Origin of the sequence: Ensifer sp. YR511 (genome assembly GCF_900103045.1) — a bacterium.
In the GTDB taxonomy this organism is placed as follows: domain Bacteria; phylum Pseudomonadota; class Alphaproteobacteria; order Rhizobiales; family Rhizobiaceae; genus Ensifer; species Ensifer adhaerens.
The window spans coordinates 9,737-26,424 of record NZ_FNGR01000054.1 but is presented as its reverse complement, the minus strand read 5'-3'; the positions used below and the strand labels follow the sequence as shown (position 1 = coordinate 26,424).

20 protein-coding genes are annotated in these 16,688 nt (G+C 61.8%); 10 read left to right on the top strand and 10 right to left on the bottom strand.

Going from position 1 to position 16,688, the window contains the following annotated elements; all coding sequences use genetic code 11:
* From BLU15_RS37070 to BLU15_RS37035, 8 genes are all read left to right on the top strand, one after another.
* Positions 1-751, top strand: a 751-nt coding sequence (locus tag BLU15_RS37070) for a zinc-binding dehydrogenase (protein WP_090302259.1), incomplete at its 5' end; no start/stop codon positions are given.
* Positions 752-832: 81 nt separating this feature from the next.
* A complete protein-coding gene (locus tag BLU15_RS37065; protein WP_090302256.1) occupies positions 833-1,273 on the top strand; it encodes a YaiI/YqxD family protein in 441 nt (146 codons plus the stop codon).
* A 48-nt stretch (positions 1,274-1,321) separates the two neighbouring features.
* Positions 1,322-1,969 carry a DUF1345 domain-containing protein gene (locus BLU15_RS37060; protein ID WP_034795640.1) on the top strand — a complete coding sequence of 216 codons (648 nt, stop codon included), beginning with the start codon at positions 1,322-1,324 and terminating at the stop codon, positions 1,967-1,969.
* Between the two features lie 24 nt (positions 1,970-1,993).
* Positions 1,994-2,827, top strand: coding sequence for an S-formylglutathione hydrolase (fghA, locus tag BLU15_RS37055; protein WP_090302254.1), 834 nt, complete (start codon positions 1,994-1,996; stop codon positions 2,825-2,827).
* 72 nt (positions 2,828-2,899) lie between these two features.
* Complete coding sequence (crcB, locus tag BLU15_RS37050; protein ID WP_060585477.1) at positions 2,900-3,277, top strand: fluoride efflux transporter CrcB; 378 nt, start codon at positions 2,900-2,902, stop codon at positions 3,275-3,277.
* 213 nt (positions 3,278-3,490) lie between these two features.
* The gene (locus tag BLU15_RS37045; RefSeq protein ID WP_034795631.1) at positions 3,491-4,483 is read left to right on the top strand and encodes an RluA family pseudouridine synthase; all 993 of its coding nucleotides are present in this window, start codon (positions 3,491-3,493) and stop codon (positions 4,481-4,483) included.
* Positions 4,483-5,148 carry an HAD-IA family hydrolase gene (locus BLU15_RS37040; RefSeq protein ID WP_090302252.1) on the top strand — a complete coding sequence of 222 codons (666 nt, stop codon included), beginning with the start codon at positions 4,483-4,485 and terminating at the stop codon, positions 5,146-5,148. Before BLU15_RS37045 ends, BLU15_RS37040 begins: the two co-directional genes overlap by 1 nt.
* Entirely contained in the window at positions 5,141-5,926 is a 786-nt protein-coding gene (locus BLU15_RS37035; RefSeq protein WP_034795626.1) for an ATP12 family chaperone protein, read from the top strand. The genes BLU15_RS37040 and BLU15_RS37035 overlap by 8 nt, the downstream gene beginning before the upstream one ends.
* A 134-nt stretch (positions 5,927-6,060) precedes the next feature.
* On the opposite strand, the gene sugE is transcribed toward BLU15_RS37035, so the two are convergent.
* The 3 genes from sugE to BLU15_RS37020 all read right to left on the bottom strand — a co-directional run bounded on the left by sugE (position 6,061) and on the right by BLU15_RS37020 (position 9,307).
* Positions 6,061-6,375: a quaternary ammonium compound efflux SMR transporter SugE gene (gene sugE, locus BLU15_RS37030; RefSeq protein ID WP_034795623.1), complete on the bottom strand. Its 315-nt coding sequence runs from the start codon at positions 6,373-6,375 to the stop codon at positions 6,061-6,063.
* A gap of 224 nt (positions 6,376-6,599) precedes the next feature.
* Positions 6,600-7,913, bottom strand: coding sequence for a replication-associated recombination protein A (locus tag BLU15_RS37025; RefSeq protein ID WP_060610175.1), 1,314 nt, complete (start codon positions 7,911-7,913; stop codon positions 6,600-6,602).
* Positions 7,910-9,307, bottom strand: coding sequence for a DegQ family serine endoprotease (locus BLU15_RS37020; RefSeq protein ID WP_060610178.1), 1,398 nt, complete (start codon positions 9,305-9,307; stop codon positions 7,910-7,912). Before BLU15_RS37020 ends, BLU15_RS37025 begins: the two co-directional genes overlap by 4 nt.
* A 198-nt stretch (positions 9,308-9,505) precedes the next feature.
* Between BLU15_RS37020 and msrP the strand changes: the two genes are divergently transcribed.
* Together msrP and msrQ are read left to right on the top strand one after the other, a co-directional pair.
* The gene (gene msrP, locus BLU15_RS37015; RefSeq protein ID WP_090302250.1) at positions 9,506-10,450 is read left to right on the top strand and encodes a protein-methionine-sulfoxide reductase catalytic subunit MsrP; all 945 of its coding nucleotides are present in this window, start codon (positions 9,506-9,508) and stop codon (positions 10,448-10,450) included.
* Between the two features lie 2 nt (positions 10,451-10,452).
* Positions 10,453-11,106 carry a protein-methionine-sulfoxide reductase heme-binding subunit MsrQ gene (gene msrQ / locus BLU15_RS37010; protein ID WP_090302248.1) on the top strand — a complete coding sequence of 218 codons (654 nt, stop codon included), beginning with the start codon at positions 10,453-10,455 and terminating at the stop codon, positions 11,104-11,106.
* 160 nt (positions 11,107-11,266) lie between these two features.
* Here msrQ and rplQ read toward each other — a convergent pair whose 3' ends face one another.
* The 7 genes from rplQ to rplO form a co-directional block, all read right to left on the bottom strand.
* A complete protein-coding gene (rplQ, locus tag BLU15_RS37005) occupies positions 11,267-11,692 on the bottom strand; it encodes a 50S ribosomal protein L17 (RefSeq protein ID WP_034795595.1) in 426 nt (141 codons plus the stop codon).
* A 44-nt stretch (positions 11,693-11,736) separates the two neighbouring features.
* Positions 11,737-12,747: a DNA-directed RNA polymerase subunit alpha gene (locus BLU15_RS37000; RefSeq protein ID WP_034795592.1), complete on the bottom strand. Its 1,011-nt coding sequence runs from the start codon at positions 12,745-12,747 to the stop codon at positions 11,737-11,739.
* Positions 12,748-12,850: 103 nt separating this feature from the next.
* Entirely contained in the window at positions 12,851-13,240 is a 390-nt protein-coding gene (gene rpsK, locus BLU15_RS36995; protein WP_003536496.1) for a 30S ribosomal protein S11, read from the bottom strand.
* A gap of 226 nt (positions 13,241-13,466) precedes the next feature.
* Complete coding sequence (gene rpsM / locus BLU15_RS36990; protein WP_034795586.1) at positions 13,467-13,835, bottom strand: 30S ribosomal protein S13; 369 nt, start codon at positions 13,833-13,835, stop codon at positions 13,467-13,469.
* Positions 13,836-14,067: 232 nt separating this feature from the next.
* Positions 14,068-14,646 (bottom strand): adenylate kinase, encoded by a 579-nt coding sequence (locus BLU15_RS36985; RefSeq protein ID WP_034795582.1) that lies wholly within the window; start codon positions 14,644-14,646, stop codon positions 14,068-14,070.
* Positions 14,643-15,983, bottom strand: a complete 1,341-nt coding sequence (gene secY, locus BLU15_RS36980; protein ID WP_034795578.1) for a preprotein translocase subunit SecY — start codon at positions 15,981-15,983, stop codon at positions 14,643-14,645. The genes BLU15_RS36985 and secY overlap by 4 nt, the downstream gene beginning before the upstream one ends.
* A gap of 233 nt (positions 15,984-16,216) precedes the next feature.
* Positions 16,217-16,687 carry a 50S ribosomal protein L15 gene (rplO, locus tag BLU15_RS36975; protein WP_034795576.1) on the bottom strand — a complete coding sequence of 157 codons (471 nt, stop codon included), beginning with the start codon at positions 16,685-16,687 and terminating at the stop codon, positions 16,217-16,219.
* Between the last annotated feature and the right edge of the window lies 1 nt (position 16,688).

The following is a 16,688-nucleotide window of genomic DNA, read 5'->3' as shown; positions in this document are numbered from 1 at the left end:
GATCGGCAAGGACAAGATCCACCACTACATGGGCTGCTCGACCTTCGCCAACTACACGGTGCTGCCGGAGATCGCGGTTGCCAAGGTCAACCCGGACGCCCCCTTCGACAAGATCTGCTACATCGGCTGCGGCGTGACGACCGGCATCGGCGCCGTCATCAACACGGCACAGGTGGAAATGGGTGCGACTGCGATCGTCTTCGGTCTCGGCGGCATCGGCCTCAACGTCATTCAGGGCCTGCGCCTTGCCGGTGCCGACATGATCATCGGTGTCGACCTCAACAACGACAAGAAGGCCTGGGGCGAACGCTTCGGCATGACCCACTTCGTCAACCCGAAGGAGGTCGGCGACGACATCGTGCCTTACCTCGTCAACATGACCAAGCGCGGAGCCGACCAGATCGGCGGCGCCGACTACACCTTCGACTGCACCGGCAACACCAAGGTGATGCGCCAGGCGCTCGAGGCTTCGCATCGCGGCTGGGGCAAGTCGGTCGTCATCGGCGTTGCCGGCGCCGGCCAGGAGATCTCCACGCGGCCGTTCCAGCTCGTCACCGGTCGCACCTGGATGGGTACCGCCTTTGGCGGTGCGCGCGGCCGCACCGACGTGCCGAAGATCGTCGACTGGTACATGGAGGGCAAGATCGAGATCGACCCGATGATCACCCACACGATGCCGCTCGAAGACATCAACAAGGGCTTCGAACTGATGCATTCTGGCGAGAGCATCCGCTCGGTCGTTCTCTACTAAGCTGCTATTTTGATTCAAGGAGGCGCCGGAGACGATTGATTTCCGGCGCCTTTTTCAGTCCCGTTGAGAAGTTGATTCAAAATGATCTATGTCGACGCAGACGCCTGCCCGGTGAAAGCCGAAATCCTGAGAGTGGCCGAGCGCCACGGGATCGAGGTGACCTTGGTCGCCAATTCGGGCCTGCGCCCTTCGCGCGACCCGATGGTGCACAATGTCATCGTCTCGGCAGGCTTCGACGCGGCCGACAACTGGATCGCCGAACGGGCGCACGAGGGCGATATCGTCGTTACCGCCGACGTGCCGCTTGCCGTTCGCTGCGTTGCCGCCGGCGCACTTGTCACCGGCCCCTCCGGCCGGATCTTCGACAAGGGCAATATCGGCATGGCGTCTGCGATGCGCGATCTCGGACAGCACCTGCGCGAGACCGGCGAGAGCAAGGGCTACAACGCCGCCTTCACACCGCGCGATCGATCCGCCTTCCTCGAAACCCTTGACCGACTCGCGCGTCAGTCGAGAAAATGATCGCACAACGGGCGGGACCATGGGGCCCGCAATCGCAGGGGCACTAGCATGGCAGCGACGACTAAGCTCAGGCACTGGCCGTTTTACACTGCCATTCTGTGCGCGCTCGCAAGCGTGCCTGTCCTCTGGTTCGTGGCGCAGCGTTTCGCCCTTGAAGGGGCAGCGATCACCTTCTTCTGCGTCTATCTCGTCCTATGCTGGCGGCGCTTGCGGATGATGACTGGCCGGCATCTGAAGACCCATGCCAGGAACACCGACGAGCCCGAGGTCGTGATCCTGCTCGTGACGTTCGGGGCAGCCGCAAGTTCGCTCGTATCCTTGTTTTTCGCGCTCAACGGCGAGAAGTCCGGCTCGGCGCTGGCGCTCGGCCTCGCCTTTGCCTCCGTCGTGCTCGGCTGGGCAACGATCCACATGATGGCGGCCATGCACTATGCCCATGTCTATTGGGTCCCAGCGCCCGATGGTCCGACCACCGAACCGGCACGCGGACTCGATTTTCCCGAAACGCCCGAGCCCGGCGGCTTTGACTTCCTCTATTTTTCCTTCGTCATCGGCATGACGGCGCAAACCTCCGATGTCGCCATCACCAAGACGGCCATGCGGCGCATCAACCTGATACACGCCATCGTATCGTTTTTCTTCAACACCGTGCTCGTCGCCGCCGCCGTCAATGCGGCCGTGCAGCTTGCCGGCTGAGCATCTTTATCCAAGGAGCATCCCATGAAAGTCCTTTCGCAAAACACCGCCTTCGGCGGCATGCAGGGCGTCTTTTCGCACGATTCCAGGGCCTGCAAGGGCGAGATGACCTTCGCCGTCTTCGTACCGCCACAGGCAATCAACGAGCCGCGGCCGGTGCTCTGGTATCTCTCCGGCCTCACCTGCACACATGCGAACGTCATGGAGAAAGGCGAGTACCGGCGCATGGCCGCCGAGCTCGGCTTGATCGTCGTCTGCCCGGATACGAGTCCGCGCGGCACTGATGTTCCCGACGAACTGACGAACTGGCAGATGGGCAAGGGCGCAAGCTTCTATCTCGATGCCACCGAAACGCCCTGGGCCGAGCACTACCAGATGTATAGCTACATCACCGAGGAGCTGCCCGCCTTCGTCAGCCAGCACTTCCGCATGGACATGAGCCGCCAGGGCATCTTCGGCCATTCGATGGGCGGTCACGGCGCCATGACCATCGCGCTCAAGAACCCGGGCCGCTTCAAGAGCTGCTCGGCCTTCGCCCCGATCGTCGAGCCTTCGACCGCCGACTGGTCGATCGGCGCCTTCGAGAAATATCTGGGCGCGGACCGCGCCGCATGGCGCCAATATGATGCCTGCGCGCTCGTCAAGGATGGTGCGCGCTTCCCCGAGTTCCTGATCGATCAGGGCAAGGCCGACAGCTTCCTTGAAAACGGCCTGCGTCCCTGGCTGTTCGAGGAAGCGGTCAAGGGCACCGGCATCGATTTGACGCTGCGCATGCATGAACGCTACGACCATTCCTACTACTTCATCTCGACTTTCATGGACGATCATCTGCGCTGGCATGCCGAGCGGCTGATCTAGCCACCGAATGGCGCAATTCCGTATGAAAGCCGCTTTCGCGGAATTGCGCCGTCAACCTACCCGGAGCGACTGATGACCCACCTTCTCCTTGTTGGCACCGGCGGTGCGATCGGCTCGATGCTGCGTTATCTCGTCGGTCTCTGGGCCGTTCACCGCTTCGGGTCCGGCTTTCCCTGGGGCACGTTTGGCGTCAACATAACGGGGTCGTTCCTGATCGGCGTGCTCGCCGAAGTGATCATGCGCAAGTTCGGCGCCTCGCCGGACATGCGTGTCTTCCTCATCACCGGCATTCTCGGCGGTTACACCACCTTTTCCGCCTTCTCGCTGGACGCAATCACGCTCTTCGAGCGCGGCGATGTCATGCTATCGGCCGTCTATGTCATCGCCAGTGTCGCGCTTTCGATCCTCGCGGTCTTCAGCGGGCTGGCTCTGATGCGCGCAATAGTCTAAAGGCTCGTCTTACAGGCGCTGCGTATCCAGGGGACACGCGGCGCATTGCTGCATTGTCCTTCAACCGTTGTCGCTTCGAGGGCATTGTCATGCAGCAACGAAAATATTGCGGCAGCCTTTGCGCGCCTGAAGCTTCCTCTTTGCGTCATCCCAACGCAGGGGCTTCGGACCGACGCGCGACGCTGCGACCAAACAGAAGGCAGGTTCGCTCAAATGGCAGGCATAGAACACAGGCAAGTGGACGGTGACGAGGCGGGCATGCGCCTGGATCGCTGGTTCAAGGTGCACTTTCCGGGACTGGGCTTCGGCCCGCTGCAGAAGCTTTTGCGCTCCGGCCAGATCCGCGTCGACGGTGCCCGCGCCAAATCCGACACGCGGATCCAGCCCGGCCAGACGATCCGCATTCCGCCGCTCGGAGTGGATCCCAAGGAAACCAAGACCGGGCCGATCGCCGGACGCGACCTCAGGAACTCACCTGACGGCGAACTGCTGTCGCGCATGGTGCTGCACGAGGACGCCAAGGTTATCGTGCTCAACAAGCCTGCCGGCCTTGCCGTTCAGGGCGGCTCGGGCGTCAACCGACATATCGACAAGATGCTTGAAGCCTGGACCAACCAGAAGGGCGAAAAGCCGCGTCTCGTCCACCGGCTCGACCGCGACACGTCAGGCGTGTTGGTGATCGCCCGCACCCGGGGTGCAGCGCAGAAGCTGACCGCCGCCTTCCGCGAGCGCGACACCAAAAAGACCTACTGGGCGCTGGTCAAGGGCGTGCCGCGCAAGCGCGAAGACCGCATCTCCACCTGGCTCGTCAAGGAGCAGACGCCGGATGGCGACCGTATGCGCATCGCCAAACACGGCGAAGACGGTGCCGACCACGCCATCTCCTACTACCGTATTCGCGAACAGGCCGCACAGAACCTCGCCTGGCTGGAGATGGAGCCCTATACCGGCCGCACCCATCAGCTTCGCGTCCATGCACTGCACATTGGACACCCGATCCTCGGCGACCCCAAATATTTCGACGCCGATATCAACTGGAGCCTGCCCGGCGGCATGCAGAACCGTCTGCATCTGCACGCGCGCCATATCGATATTCCTCACCCGGACGGTGGTCGCCTGCGCGTGACCGCGCCGCTGCCACCGCACATGGTCCAGAGCTGGAATCTGCTGGGCTTCGAAGAGAACGAGCCTGGCGAGGACGACTGATGAAACTGGCGCTTTTTGATTGTGACGGTACGCTGGTCGATAGCGGAGGCCTGATCCATGAAGTGATGGCGCGCACCTTCGATGCCTTCGATCTCGAGCGCCCGCCCCTCTCGGCAACCAAGAGCATTATCGGCTTGACCCTCGACATTGCCATCGCGCGCCTGCTCGGCCGCGAACATGTCGACGATCAGGCGCTGGCGATGACGGCGCACTACAAGTCGATCTTCGCCGGCGTTCGCGCAGAGGCAGGCTTCCAGGAGCTTCTGTTTCCGGGTATCGCCGACATGATGCAGACGCTGTCGTCACGCGACGCACTGTTGATCGGCGCCGTAACCGGCAAGTCGCGTCGCGGCCTGACGCATATTTCCGAGACTCACGGCTTCGACCGGATCTTCTTCGTGTCCCGCACCGCCGACGACTGTCCCTCCAAGCCGCATCCGGCCATGGTGACGGAATGCTGCTTTGAAGCCGGCATAGATGCGAAGGATACGGTCGTCATCGGCGACGCGATCTACGACATGCAGATGGCCAAAGCCGCTGGAGCATCCGCCATTGGCGTTGCCTGGGGCTATGCTTCCGTTCCCGACCTCATCGAGGCGGGCGCGGATTTCGTTGCCCGGACGCCGGCCGACATCATTGAATGGATGGAACACAATCATGTCTGATATTCGCGACGAACTCAGCGGTGCGATGAGCCACGAGGATCCGGTCCGCCGCGCGCAAATCCAGATGCTGAAGCCGCTGCCGAAGCGCTTCTACAAGGACGTCAGCGTGGCCGCGGCCGATGGCGATACGCACGCGGTGCTGCTCGACGGCCGCACCGTGCGCACGCCGGCCAAGCAGCCGCTTGCCGTGCCGACGCGCAAGCTCGCCGACATGCTCGCCGCCGAATGGGATGCGCAGGCAGAGGTCATCGATCCCGGCAAGATGCCGATCACGCGTATCGTCAATACCGCACTTGACGGCGTCGCCAAGGACCAGCGCTCGGTCTTCGACGATATCCTGCGTTTCGCCGGAACGGACATGCTCTGCTATCGCGCCGATAGCCCGGAAGGCCTCGTCGCCCGCCAGAACGAAATCTGGAACCCGGTGATCGAGTGGGCCCAGCAGGCACTCGGCGCCCGTTTCATCCTCGCCGAAGGCGTGATCCACCAGGAGCAGCCGGAGGAAGCACTTTCCGCCTATGCCGAAGGCCTGCGCGCCTTCGCAACCCCGCTCGGCCTCACCTGCGTCCACACGGTGACGAGCCTGACCGGCTCTGCGTTGCTGGCGCTCGCCTTCGCTTCCGGCCGGATATCCGCCGAAGAAGCCTGGACGGCCGCCCATGTCGACGAGGACTGGCAGATCGAACATTGGGGAACCGACGAGGAGGCCTTCCGCCGCCGCGAGAACCGCTGGCAGGAAATGCAGGCGGTCGCCACGGTTCTTGACGCCCTGCGCTGACGACACCGGATACCACGGAATGCGAAGCGGGCTGCGTGTCTTCCGACGCGCAGCCCGCTTTCTTTTTTGTTCAATATGTCGGCGTCAGAGCGGCTCTGTTCGCGCTAACGTAACGGAAGCCAATAGCCGCAGCGTTAAGCGGCCAGCTTCAGGCCGGCGATACCGCTGACGATGAGCGCGATGCAGCCAAGGCGAACGAAGGTTGCCGGCTCTGCGAAGAGGAAAATGCCGAGGATCACGGTGCCGACGGTGCCGATGCCGGTCCAAACAGCGTAAGCCGTACCGAGCGGCAGGGTCCGCACGGCGAGACCGAGCAACGCGATGCTGAGGATCATCGAACCGACGGTCAGGATCGTCGGTGTCACCCGCGTAAAACCATCCGTGTATTTGAGACCAATTGCCCAGCCGATTTCAAGAATACCGGCAAGCAGAAGAAGGAACCAGGCCATGTCAAACTCCCAAAGTTTGGAGCGAGGCCGTCCCCGCGGATGTTCGGTATCGCCTTTGCGAACCGTGCAGCCGTCTGCAACGCGGGTTCTATCTCACACTCCAGTTTCGCCGGCAAGGCGGTCAAGGGCAAATCAGCCCTGCGTCCGCGGCAAAGCTAAACCATTTCACGCTGTCGTTGAAACCATGGAAACGTGCGAGGCGCTGAGGGTCTGTAAGTCTGCCCCTACGGTGCGTTGCGCTCCCGACGGAGTTTCGCCCACCATTCCAGCCGCTTGCGGATCTCGCGCTCGAAACCGCGCTCCGGCGGATCATAGAAGGTTCTGCGCCCCATCTTCTCGGGGAAATAGTCCTGACCGGAAAAAGCATCCGGCTCGTCATGGTCGTAGCGGTAGCCGTCGCCGTAGCCCTCACCCTTCATCAGTTTCGTCGGGGCGTTGAGGATATGTTTCGGCGGCAGCAGCGAGCCGTTTTCCTTCGCCGCCCGCATCGCTGCCTTGTAGGCGGTATAGACGCCGTTCGATTTCGGCGCGGTCGCGAGATAGACGCAGGCTTCGGCAAGCGCCAGTTCGCCCTCGGGCGAGCCGAGATAGTCATAGGCGTCCTTGGCGGCGTTGCAGATCACCAGGGCCTGCGGGTCGGCAAGGCCGATGTCCTCGACCGCCATGCGCACCAGGCGCCGCCCGAGATAAAGCGGATCCTCGCCGGCATCGAACATGCGGCAGAGATAGTAGAGTGCGGCATCCGGATCAGAGCCACGCACCGACTTGTGCAGGGCCGAGATCAGATTGTAGTGGCCGTCCTGGCCCTTGTCATAGACGGGCGCCCGGCGCTGTACGATGTTCTGGAGTGCTGCCGCATCGAAGATCTCGTCGCGGCGCGCGGCGCGCCAGACTTCTTCCGCCAGTGTCAGCGCAGCGCGACCGTCGCCGTCGGCCATGCGGATGAGGCTGGCGCGCGCATCCGCATCGAGCGGCAGTTTCTTGGCCTCGGACTCTTCGGCGCGCGACAGCAGTTCCTCGATACTGTCTTCGCCGTGCGGCTTGAAGGTCAGCACCCGAGCTCGGGACAAGAGAGCGGCGTTGAGTTCGAAGGATGGGTTTTCCGTCGTCGCGCCGACAAGGATCACGGTGCCGTCTTCCATCACCGGCAGGAAGCTGTCCTGCTGTGCCCGGTTGAAGCGATGAATCTCGTCGACGAAGAGCAGCGTCTGACGGCCGGACATGCGCCTTGCCCGCGCCGCCTCGAACACCTTCTTGAGATCAGCGACGCCGGAGAAGATCGCCGAGATCTGCTCGAAGGCGAGACCCGCCTCCCCCGAAAGCAGCCGCGCCACGGTCGTCTTGCCGGTTCCGGGCGGCCCCCAGAAGATCATCGACCCGAGCGAACCGGAAGCAATCATGCGCGACAGCACGCCGTCCTCACCGGTCAGGTGATCCTGACCGGTGACTTCGGCAAGCGTTCGCGGGCGAAGCCGGTCGGCAAGCGGTCTTGCCGACGCCATTTCCGGTGGCTCGTGGGCGGTGAACAGGTCGCTCATCGGAAGAACTGACGGATGAGCTGGCCGTCGCGCTCGATCTCGACGCGCCAGAAGGAGGCATCGTCGGCCATTACCTGTTCCAGCGTCTTCGACGTGTCGATCGCCGTGCCGTTGACCGACCGCACGATGTCCTTCGGCTCGAGGCCGATGCGGGCGGCGGGCGAACCGCGATTGACCTGCATGACGACGACGCCCTGCAGCGAGGTCGACATGCGCAGCTCGTCGGCAAGGCGCGGCGACAGGTTGGCGACGACTGCACCGGCGAAGGGGTTACGACCTTCAATCAGCCGCTCATCCCGTGGCGACGTTTCTGGAGCCCGGTCGAGCTTGATCGTCACTTCCCGCGGCTTGCCGTTTTCCGATACGGAGACGCGCGCCTCATGACCGATGCCGACCGTCGTCAGGCGATAACCGAGTGCGTCGGGATGTTCGACCTCGATGCCGTTGACGGCGGTGATCACCTGGCCGGGCTTGATACCGGCCTGTTCGGCCGGGCCACCGGCCACGACGGCGGTCACCAGCGCACCACGGGCGCGGCTGAGGCCAAGGGCTTCGGCCACTTCCGAAGTGACCGGCTCGAAGCTGGCGCCGATGAAAGGACGCACGAAAGCGCCGTTGCCGCCTTCGGCCGACGCAACGAAAACCTTCACCAGATTGGCGGGGATGGCAAAGCCAACGCCGTTAGAACCGCCGCCCTTGGAGAAGATGGCCGTGTTGATGCCAATGAGCTGGCCGTTCATGTCGATAAGGCCACCGCCGGAATTACCCGGGTTGATCGCCGCATCCGTCTGGATGAAGAAGCCGAAATCGCCCGAGGAGACCTGATTGCGCGCGAGCGCCGAGACGATGCCGCTCGTCACCGTCTGGCCGACGCCGAAGGGGTTGCCGATCGCAAGCACGAGGTCGCCGACCTCGACCGCATCGGAATCACCAAGCGGCACGATGTCGAAGGGACCGTCCGACTGGATCTTCAAAACAGCGAGGTCGAGCCGGTCGTCCTTGAGCACGATCTTGCAGGGAAACTCGCGGCCATCGGCCAGCGCCACCTTGATATCGTCGGCGCCCTCGATGACGTGGTTATTGGTCACGACGATGCCGTTCTTGCCGACGATCACCCCGGAACCGAGCGAAGACTGCTTCTCCGAGCGGTTCGGCATGCGCTGGCCGAAGAACTCCTCGAAGAAGGGATCGCCGGAGAAAATCGACCGACGCTCGACCACCCGCTCGGCATAGACGTTGACGACGGCATTTGCCGTCTGCTTGACGAGAGGCGCAAAGGAAAGCTGCATTTCGGTCCGCGACTGCGGAACGCTCTTGGCCTCCTGGGCCAATGCCGGACAGGCGAGAGAAACAGCGATGACGAGCGAAACAAGCGCTCTTCGACCTACGATCATGTAAAGCATTCTCCTATTCGTCGCGGCTACGTTCAGATAGGATTTCGCGGGAAAAAAGGCAAATGTTGGCGCAGGATATGCAAAGTTGCCAGCTTCACGCGCTACGCACGAAAACGTGGTTCGCAACCCCTTTCACGGTGATCGAAAGTCTGGTGAGTTCATAGAAGACAAGGCTCATAAATCACTTCGGAAAAGACCATGCCATCTTACCGCCCGCCGCAAATCGTTTCCTCCGAGATCACCCCGGAGGCCCTCTTTTTCAACCGCCGCACCTTCCTCGGGGCTGCTGCTGGCGGCGGCATGCTGCTTGCGGGCAGCGGCACGGGGCTGGCGGCCGCACTCGGCGCGCCCAAGAGCAAATATACTGTCGACGAAGACCTGACGCCGGAGGCCGACGTCACCAGCTACAACAATTTCTATGAGTTCGGGACCGGCAAGGGCGACCCGGCTGCCAATTCGAACAGCTTCAAGGCAACGCCCTGGACGGTGAAAGTCGATGGCCTCGTCGGCAAGCCGAAGGAATTCGGGCTCGAGGAACTGCTCGCGCTCCCGATCGAGGAACGCGTCTACCGCATGCGCTGTGTCGAGGCCTGGTCGATGGTGATCCCCTGGACCGGGTTTCAGCTCTCGGCCCTGCTCGACAAGGTAGAGCCGCTTGGCAGCGCGAAATATGTCTCGTTCGAAACCGTGGTGCGCCCGTCGGAAATGCCGGGACAATCCGGTTTCTTCCAGCCGCTTGCCTGGCCCTATCGCGAAGGGCTGAGGCTCGACGAGGCCCGTCACCCGCTGACGCTGCTGTCCGTCGGCGTCTACGGCAAGACGCTTCCCAACCAGAACGGCGCGCCGATCCGGCTGGTTACCCCCTGGAAATACGGTTTCAAGGGGATCAAGTCGATTGTGCGCATTTCGCTCACGGAAACCCAGCCACCGTCCACCTGGAACCTCTCGGCGCCGAACGAGTACGGCTTCTTTGCCAACGTCAATCCGGCGGTCGATCATCCACGCTGGAGCCAGGCAACGGAAAACCGCATCGGCGGTGGCGGCTTCTTCGGCTCCAACCGGCGCGATACCCTGCCCTTCAATGGCTATGCCGACGAGGTGGCCGGACTTTATGCCGGCATGGATCTCAGAGCGAACTATTGATCATGGCCCGCCTGCCCTCGCTCCCGAAACGCTACCATTCGGCCTCGCTCTGGGGGCTCTACGGCTTTGGCCTACTGCCCGCCGCCTATGCATTCTATCTCGGCGCTACGGGCCAACTGCCCGGAAACCCGGTCAAGGAATTCGAACACCTGCTCGGCCTCTGGGCGCTGCGTTTCCTCGTCGCGACATTGGCGATCTCGCCGATTCGCGACCTATTCGGCATCAACTGGCTGCGCTATCGGCGGGCCCTGGGTTTGCTGGCGTTCTACTATGTGCTGATGCACTTCCTCGCCTACATGCTGCTCGATCAGCGGCTAAACTTTCCGAACATACTGGCCGACATCGCCCGCCGCCCCTTCATCACCATCGGCATGGCCGCACTCGTCATGCTGATCCCGCTGGCGCTCACCTCCAACAACTGGTCGATCCGCAGGCTTGGTACGCGGTGGAACACGCTTCACCGCCTGGCCTATGTGATCGCCGCCGCCGGCGCCGTGCATTTTTCGATGTCGGTGAAGGTCATCGGCGCCGAACAGCTGCTTTATCTCGGGCTCGTCGCCGTACTGCTTGTCTGGCGGCTGGTGCGCAAGCCGTATCTGCGGCGCAAGCGACAGGCGGCCAATGCGCCGGTCAGAACCGCCGCCGGAAGCGCCTGAGGCCATCTTCGCCTCGCCAGGACATCGACCCTCGATCGCATTTCGACGAAACGGTGACAGAACGAGCACACCGTCAAACGCACGCTAAGCAACAGCCCCAAAAGAAAAAGCGGCCGGGTGACGAACACCCGGCCGCTTCAATTTTCTGCCTTCGATCGGCTTAGGCTGCTTCAGCAGCTTCGGCTTCTGCAGCAACGCGGGCGAGATCCTTCGCGCCCTTTGCCGAGACGTCGCGGTCAACGAATTCGATGACGGCGAGCGCGGCGTTGTCGCCGTGACGGAAGCCAGCCTTCATGATGCGCAGGTAGCCGCCGTTGCGGGTGGCGTAGCGCGATGCGATCGTGTCGAACAGCTTGGCAACGACAGCGGCGTCGCGGATCTGCGAGATCGCCTGGCGGCGAGCGTGCAGGTCACCGCGCTTGCCGAGCGTGACGAGCTTCTCGACGATCGGGCGGATTTCCTTGGCCTTCGGCAGGGTCGTAACGATCTGCTCGTGTTCGATCAGCGAAGCTGCCATGTTGGCAAACATCGCCTTGCGGTGGCTGGCGGTTCTATTCAGCTTGCGGCCGGCTTTACCGTGGCGCATGGCTATTCTCCTTCACTTGCAGGCATTCGCCCGCAGTCTAATGGTTAGTATTGGTCTTCGTAACGCTTGGCGAGATCTTCGATGTTCTCGGGCGGCCAGGACGGCACTTCCATGCCGAGGTGCAGGCCCATGGAAGCGAGAACTTCCTTGATTTCGTTCAGCGACTTGCGACCAAAATTCGGCGTGCGGAGCATTTCTGCTTCGGTCTTCTGAATGAGGTCGCCGATGTAGACGATGTTGTCGTTCTTCAGGCAGTTGGCCGAACGGACCGAAAGTTCCAGTTCGTCGACCTTCTTGAGAAGCGCCGGGTTGAAGGCGAGTTCGGTAACTGCCTCTTCCTCTGCTTCCTTCTGCGGCTCGTCGAAGTTGACGAACACCGACAGCTGGTCCTGAAGGATGCGGGCCGCAAATGCGATCGCATCTTCACCGGTGACGGAACCGTCCGTCTCGATCGACATCGTCAGCTTGTCATAGTCAAGAACCTGGCCTTCGCGGGTGTTTTCCACCTTGTAGGACACTTTCTTGACCGGCGAGTACAGGCTGTCGACCGGGATCAGGCCGATCGGAGCATCTTCCGAACGGTTGCGATCAGCCGGCACGTAACCCTTGCCGTTGTTGACGGTGAACTCCATGCGGATCTCAGCGCCCTCGTCGAGGGTGCAGATCACATGGTTCGGGTTGAGGATTTCGATATCGCCAACCGTCTGGATGTCACCGGCGGTTACAACGCCCGGACCCTGCTTGCGCACGACCATGCGCTTTGCGTCGTCGCCATCCATCTTGATGGCGATTTCCTTGATGTTGAGCACGATGTCCGTCACATCTTCCCGGACGCCCGGGATAGAGGAGAACTCGTGCAGGACGCCGTCGATCTGCACTGCGGTGACAGCAGCACCGCGCAGCGACGACAGCAGCACGCGGCGAAGCGCGTTGCCGAGCGTCAGACCGAAGCCGCGTTCAAGCGGTTCCGCAACCAACGTTGCCTTGGTGCGGCCGGAGGAGACGAACTCCACCTTGTTCGGCTTGATCAGTTCCTGCCAATTCTTCTGGATCATGTTTTCTGCCTTCCGTTCGTTGCCACCATCCAATCGTGGCAACCGAGCCCCGAAGACCGGGAGCGCGCGTCTGCGCCCTCACCGGCATGTTGAATGCATATGATCAGACGCGGCGCTTCTTGCGCGGGCGGCAGCCGTTGTGCGGGATCGGGGTCACATCGCGGATCGAGGTGATCATGAAGCCCGCAGCCTGCAGCGCGCGAAGTGCGGATTCACGGCCGGAACCCGGACCGCAAACTTCGACTTCCAGCGACTTCATGCCGTGTTCCTGAGCCTTCTTGGCGCAGTCTTCAGCGGCGATCTGTGCGGCAAACGGGGTCGACTTACGCGAACCCTTGAAACCCTTGGCACCGGCAGACGACCAGGCAATCGCGTTGCCCTGTGCGTCGGTGATGGTGATCATGGTGTTGTTGAACGACGAATTGACGTGCGCGACGCCAGACGTGATGTTCTTGCGTTCGCGACGGCGAACGCGGGTGGCTTCCTTGGCCATAGGATCCCTTTCTTAGATCTCTGCACCGCCGTAATTCCAGCGGCTCCACCGGGAAAAGGATTTGACGTCCCCTGCCCTGCATCTTCATTTCCCGCAGGACGAGATATCGTCCGGCGAACATATCGCCCGGCCGGATCGGCCGAACAAAGGTCAGGCAAACGCCCTTCCAAACTGCAAAAGGAGGCCGGCGCTTGACACCAGCCTCCCAATCTCCCTTTTCGGGAAATTACTTCTTCTTACCGGCAATCGCCTTCGCCGGACCCTTGCGGGTGCGGGCGTTGGTGTGGGTGCGTTGACCGCGAACCGGCAGGCCACGACGGTGACGCAGGCCGCGGTAGCAGCCGAGGTCCATCAGGCGCTTGATGTTCATCGAGGTCTCGCGACGCAGGTCACCTTCGACCTGGTAGTCGCGGTCGATCGTTTCGCGGATCTGCAGGACTTCAGCGTCCGTCAGCTGATGCACGCGACGATCAGCCGGAATACCGACCTTCTCGATGATTTCCTGTGCGAATTTCGGGCCGATCCCGTGAATGTAGGTCAGCGCAATAACTACGCGCTTTGCCGTCGGGATGTTGACGCCAGCGATACGTGCCACGTCTATTCTCCTTGCGTTCCAGTTGCCATCCGGCAATAGGTGCTTCGTTACGCGACCTCGAAGAGCCGCACGTTGATTGAGGTTCGAGACACGTCAAAAACGACCGTACCCGGACTTCATTTTCTTTGAAGACCGCGCCGACCGCTCTCATGTCGCGAGTTGGCGCTGTCTTTGGCGGAATCGGCCGGAAAAGTCAACTCCCCGGCAGTTCCTTTTCGGCAAAGACCAGTGTCTAAGCCAGAATCTTCTCGATCTCGGCGGTGACGGTGTTCACTTCCGCCATGCCATCAACCGTTCTGAGCTGCCCCGTTCCGGCGTAGTGCTCCGAGAGCGGCGCCGTCTTTTCACGGTACTCGGTCAGCCGGCGCTTGAAGGCTTCCGGATTGTCGTCCGAACGGACGGTTCCGCCGGCTGCGATGGTTTCCGCTACGCGATTCTCCATCCGCTTTACAAGGGCTGCCTCGTCGACCTTGAGCTCGATTACGGCATCGAGCTTCAGACCCTTGCCCTCGAGCATCTTGCCGAGCGCAATCGCCTGCGGAACCGTGCGCGGGTAACCGTCAAGGATGAACCCCTTCGCGCAGTCCGGCTGGTCGATGCGATCCGACACGATTTCGTTGACGATCTCATCGGATACCAGCTGACCGGCATCCATGACCGCCTTCGCACGCTTGCCGACCTCGGTCGCCTGGGCGACGGCCGCCCGCAGCATATCTCCTGTGGAAAGCTGCGGAATGCCGTATCTCTCCGTCAGAAGCTTGGCCTGTGTCCCCTTGCCAGCGCCCGGCGGTCCCAAAAAAATCAGTCTCATCGTCCCCTCTTTCCTCCGCGCAGCTTCGACTTCTTGATCAGCCCCTCATATTGCTGTGCGATGAGGTGGCCCTGGATCTGTGCTACCGTATCAAGGGTGACGCTGACAACAATCAAAAGCGACGTACCACCAAGGTAGAACGGCACGCCGGTCTGAGCGATCAGAACTTCCGGCAGAATGCAGACGAAGATCAGATAGGCCGCACCGATCACGGTGATGCGCGTCAGGACATAATCGATATATTCCGCGGTACGCTCGCCCGGACGAATGCCCGGAATGAAGCCGCCGTGCTTCTTCAGATTGTCAGCCGTATCCTTCGGATTGAACACGATCGCGGTGTAGAAGAAGGCGAAGAACGCGATCATCGCACCGTAAAGCACCATGTAGAGCGGCTTGCCGTGCGCAAGTGCGCCAACCACGGTGGTCGCCCAACCCGGCAGCGTCGCCGTATTGGCAAAGCCTGCGAGCGTTGCCGGCAGAAGCAGCAGCGACGAGGCGAAGATCGCCGGGATGACGCCCGCGGTGTTGAGCTTCAGCGGCAGGTGCGAGGTGTCGCCCTGGAACATGCGGTTGCCGACCTGGCGCTTCGGATACTGGATCAGAAGCCGCCGCTGCGCACGTTCGACGAACACGATGAGCGCGATGACGCCGACGACCATGACGATGATCGCGAGGATCAGCGGGGTGGACAGAGCGCCGGTGCGGCCGAGTTCGAGCGTGCCAGCGAGAGCCGTCGGCAGATGTGCGACGATACCGGCGAAAATGATCAGCGAGATGCCGTTGCCGATGCCGCGCGAGGTGATCTGTTCACCGAGCCACATCAGGAACATGGTGCCGCCAAGCAGAGAAATGACGGTCGAAACACGGAAGAACCAACCCGGATCGTTGACGAGGCCGTTGCCGCTCTCGAGACCGACGGCGATGGCGTAAGCCTGCGCCGTGCCGAGAAGCACCGTGCCGTAACGGGTGTACTGGTTGATGATCTTGCGGCCCTGCTCGCCTTCCTTTTTCAGCTGTTCCAGTGCCGGAACGACAGAGGTCATCAGCTGAACGATAATCGAAGCAGAGATATAGGGCATGATGCCGAGCGCGAAGATCGCCATGCGCTCAACTGCACCGCCCGAAAACATGTTGAAGAGGCCGAGGATACCGCCGCTCTGGCCGCGGAATGCCTGGGCAAACGCTTCCGGGTTAAGACCGGGCAGCGGGATATAGGTGCCAAGACGGTAAACCAGAAGCGCACCAAGCGTGAACCAGAGCCGTTTCTTCAGATCTTCCGCCTTGGCGAAAGTCGAGAAATTCAGGTTCGAGGCGAGCTGTTCCGCTGCAGAAGCCATGCAATTCTCCGCGTACCAAATCTCGGAATCAGCGGGAACACCCGGTCCGTTCCGGAAGGACTAACTTTTCGTCTTGAAAACCGGACGCGAGGCGATTGTGTCTGCAATCGGATGCCTCACCGTGGTTTCCGCTATGTCCGCCGCGGCGAGCGATTCGCGCTTGCGGACGTGAGGCTCACATATGGGAGCAAAACCGCCCGGAGTGAAGCACCCCGGGCGGTTCATCAATAATATTATTCAGCAGCCGCAGCGAGCAGCTTGATCGAGCCGCCAGCCTTTTCGATCTTCTCGATCGCCGACTTGGAAGCACCGGCAACTTCGAGCGAAACCTTCGCCTTCAGTTCGCCGTCGGCCAGAACGCGGACGCCGTCCTTTTCGCGACGGATGACGCCGGCAGCCTTGAGGGCAGCTGCGTCAACGGTCTTGGAAGCATCGAGCTTCTTGGCGTCGATTGCCGTCTGGATACGGCCGAGCGACACGACAACAAACTCCGAAGCGAAGATGTTGTTGAAGCCGCGCTTCGGCAGACGACGGTAGATCGGCATCTGGCCGCCTTCGAAGCCGTTGATGGCGACGCCCGAACGAGCCTTCTGACCCTTCACACCGCGACCGGCGGTCTTGCCGGAGCCCGAGCCGATACCACGGCCAAGACGCTTACGGCTGTGGGTCGAGCCTTCGTTGTCCTTGATTTCATTCAGTTTCATG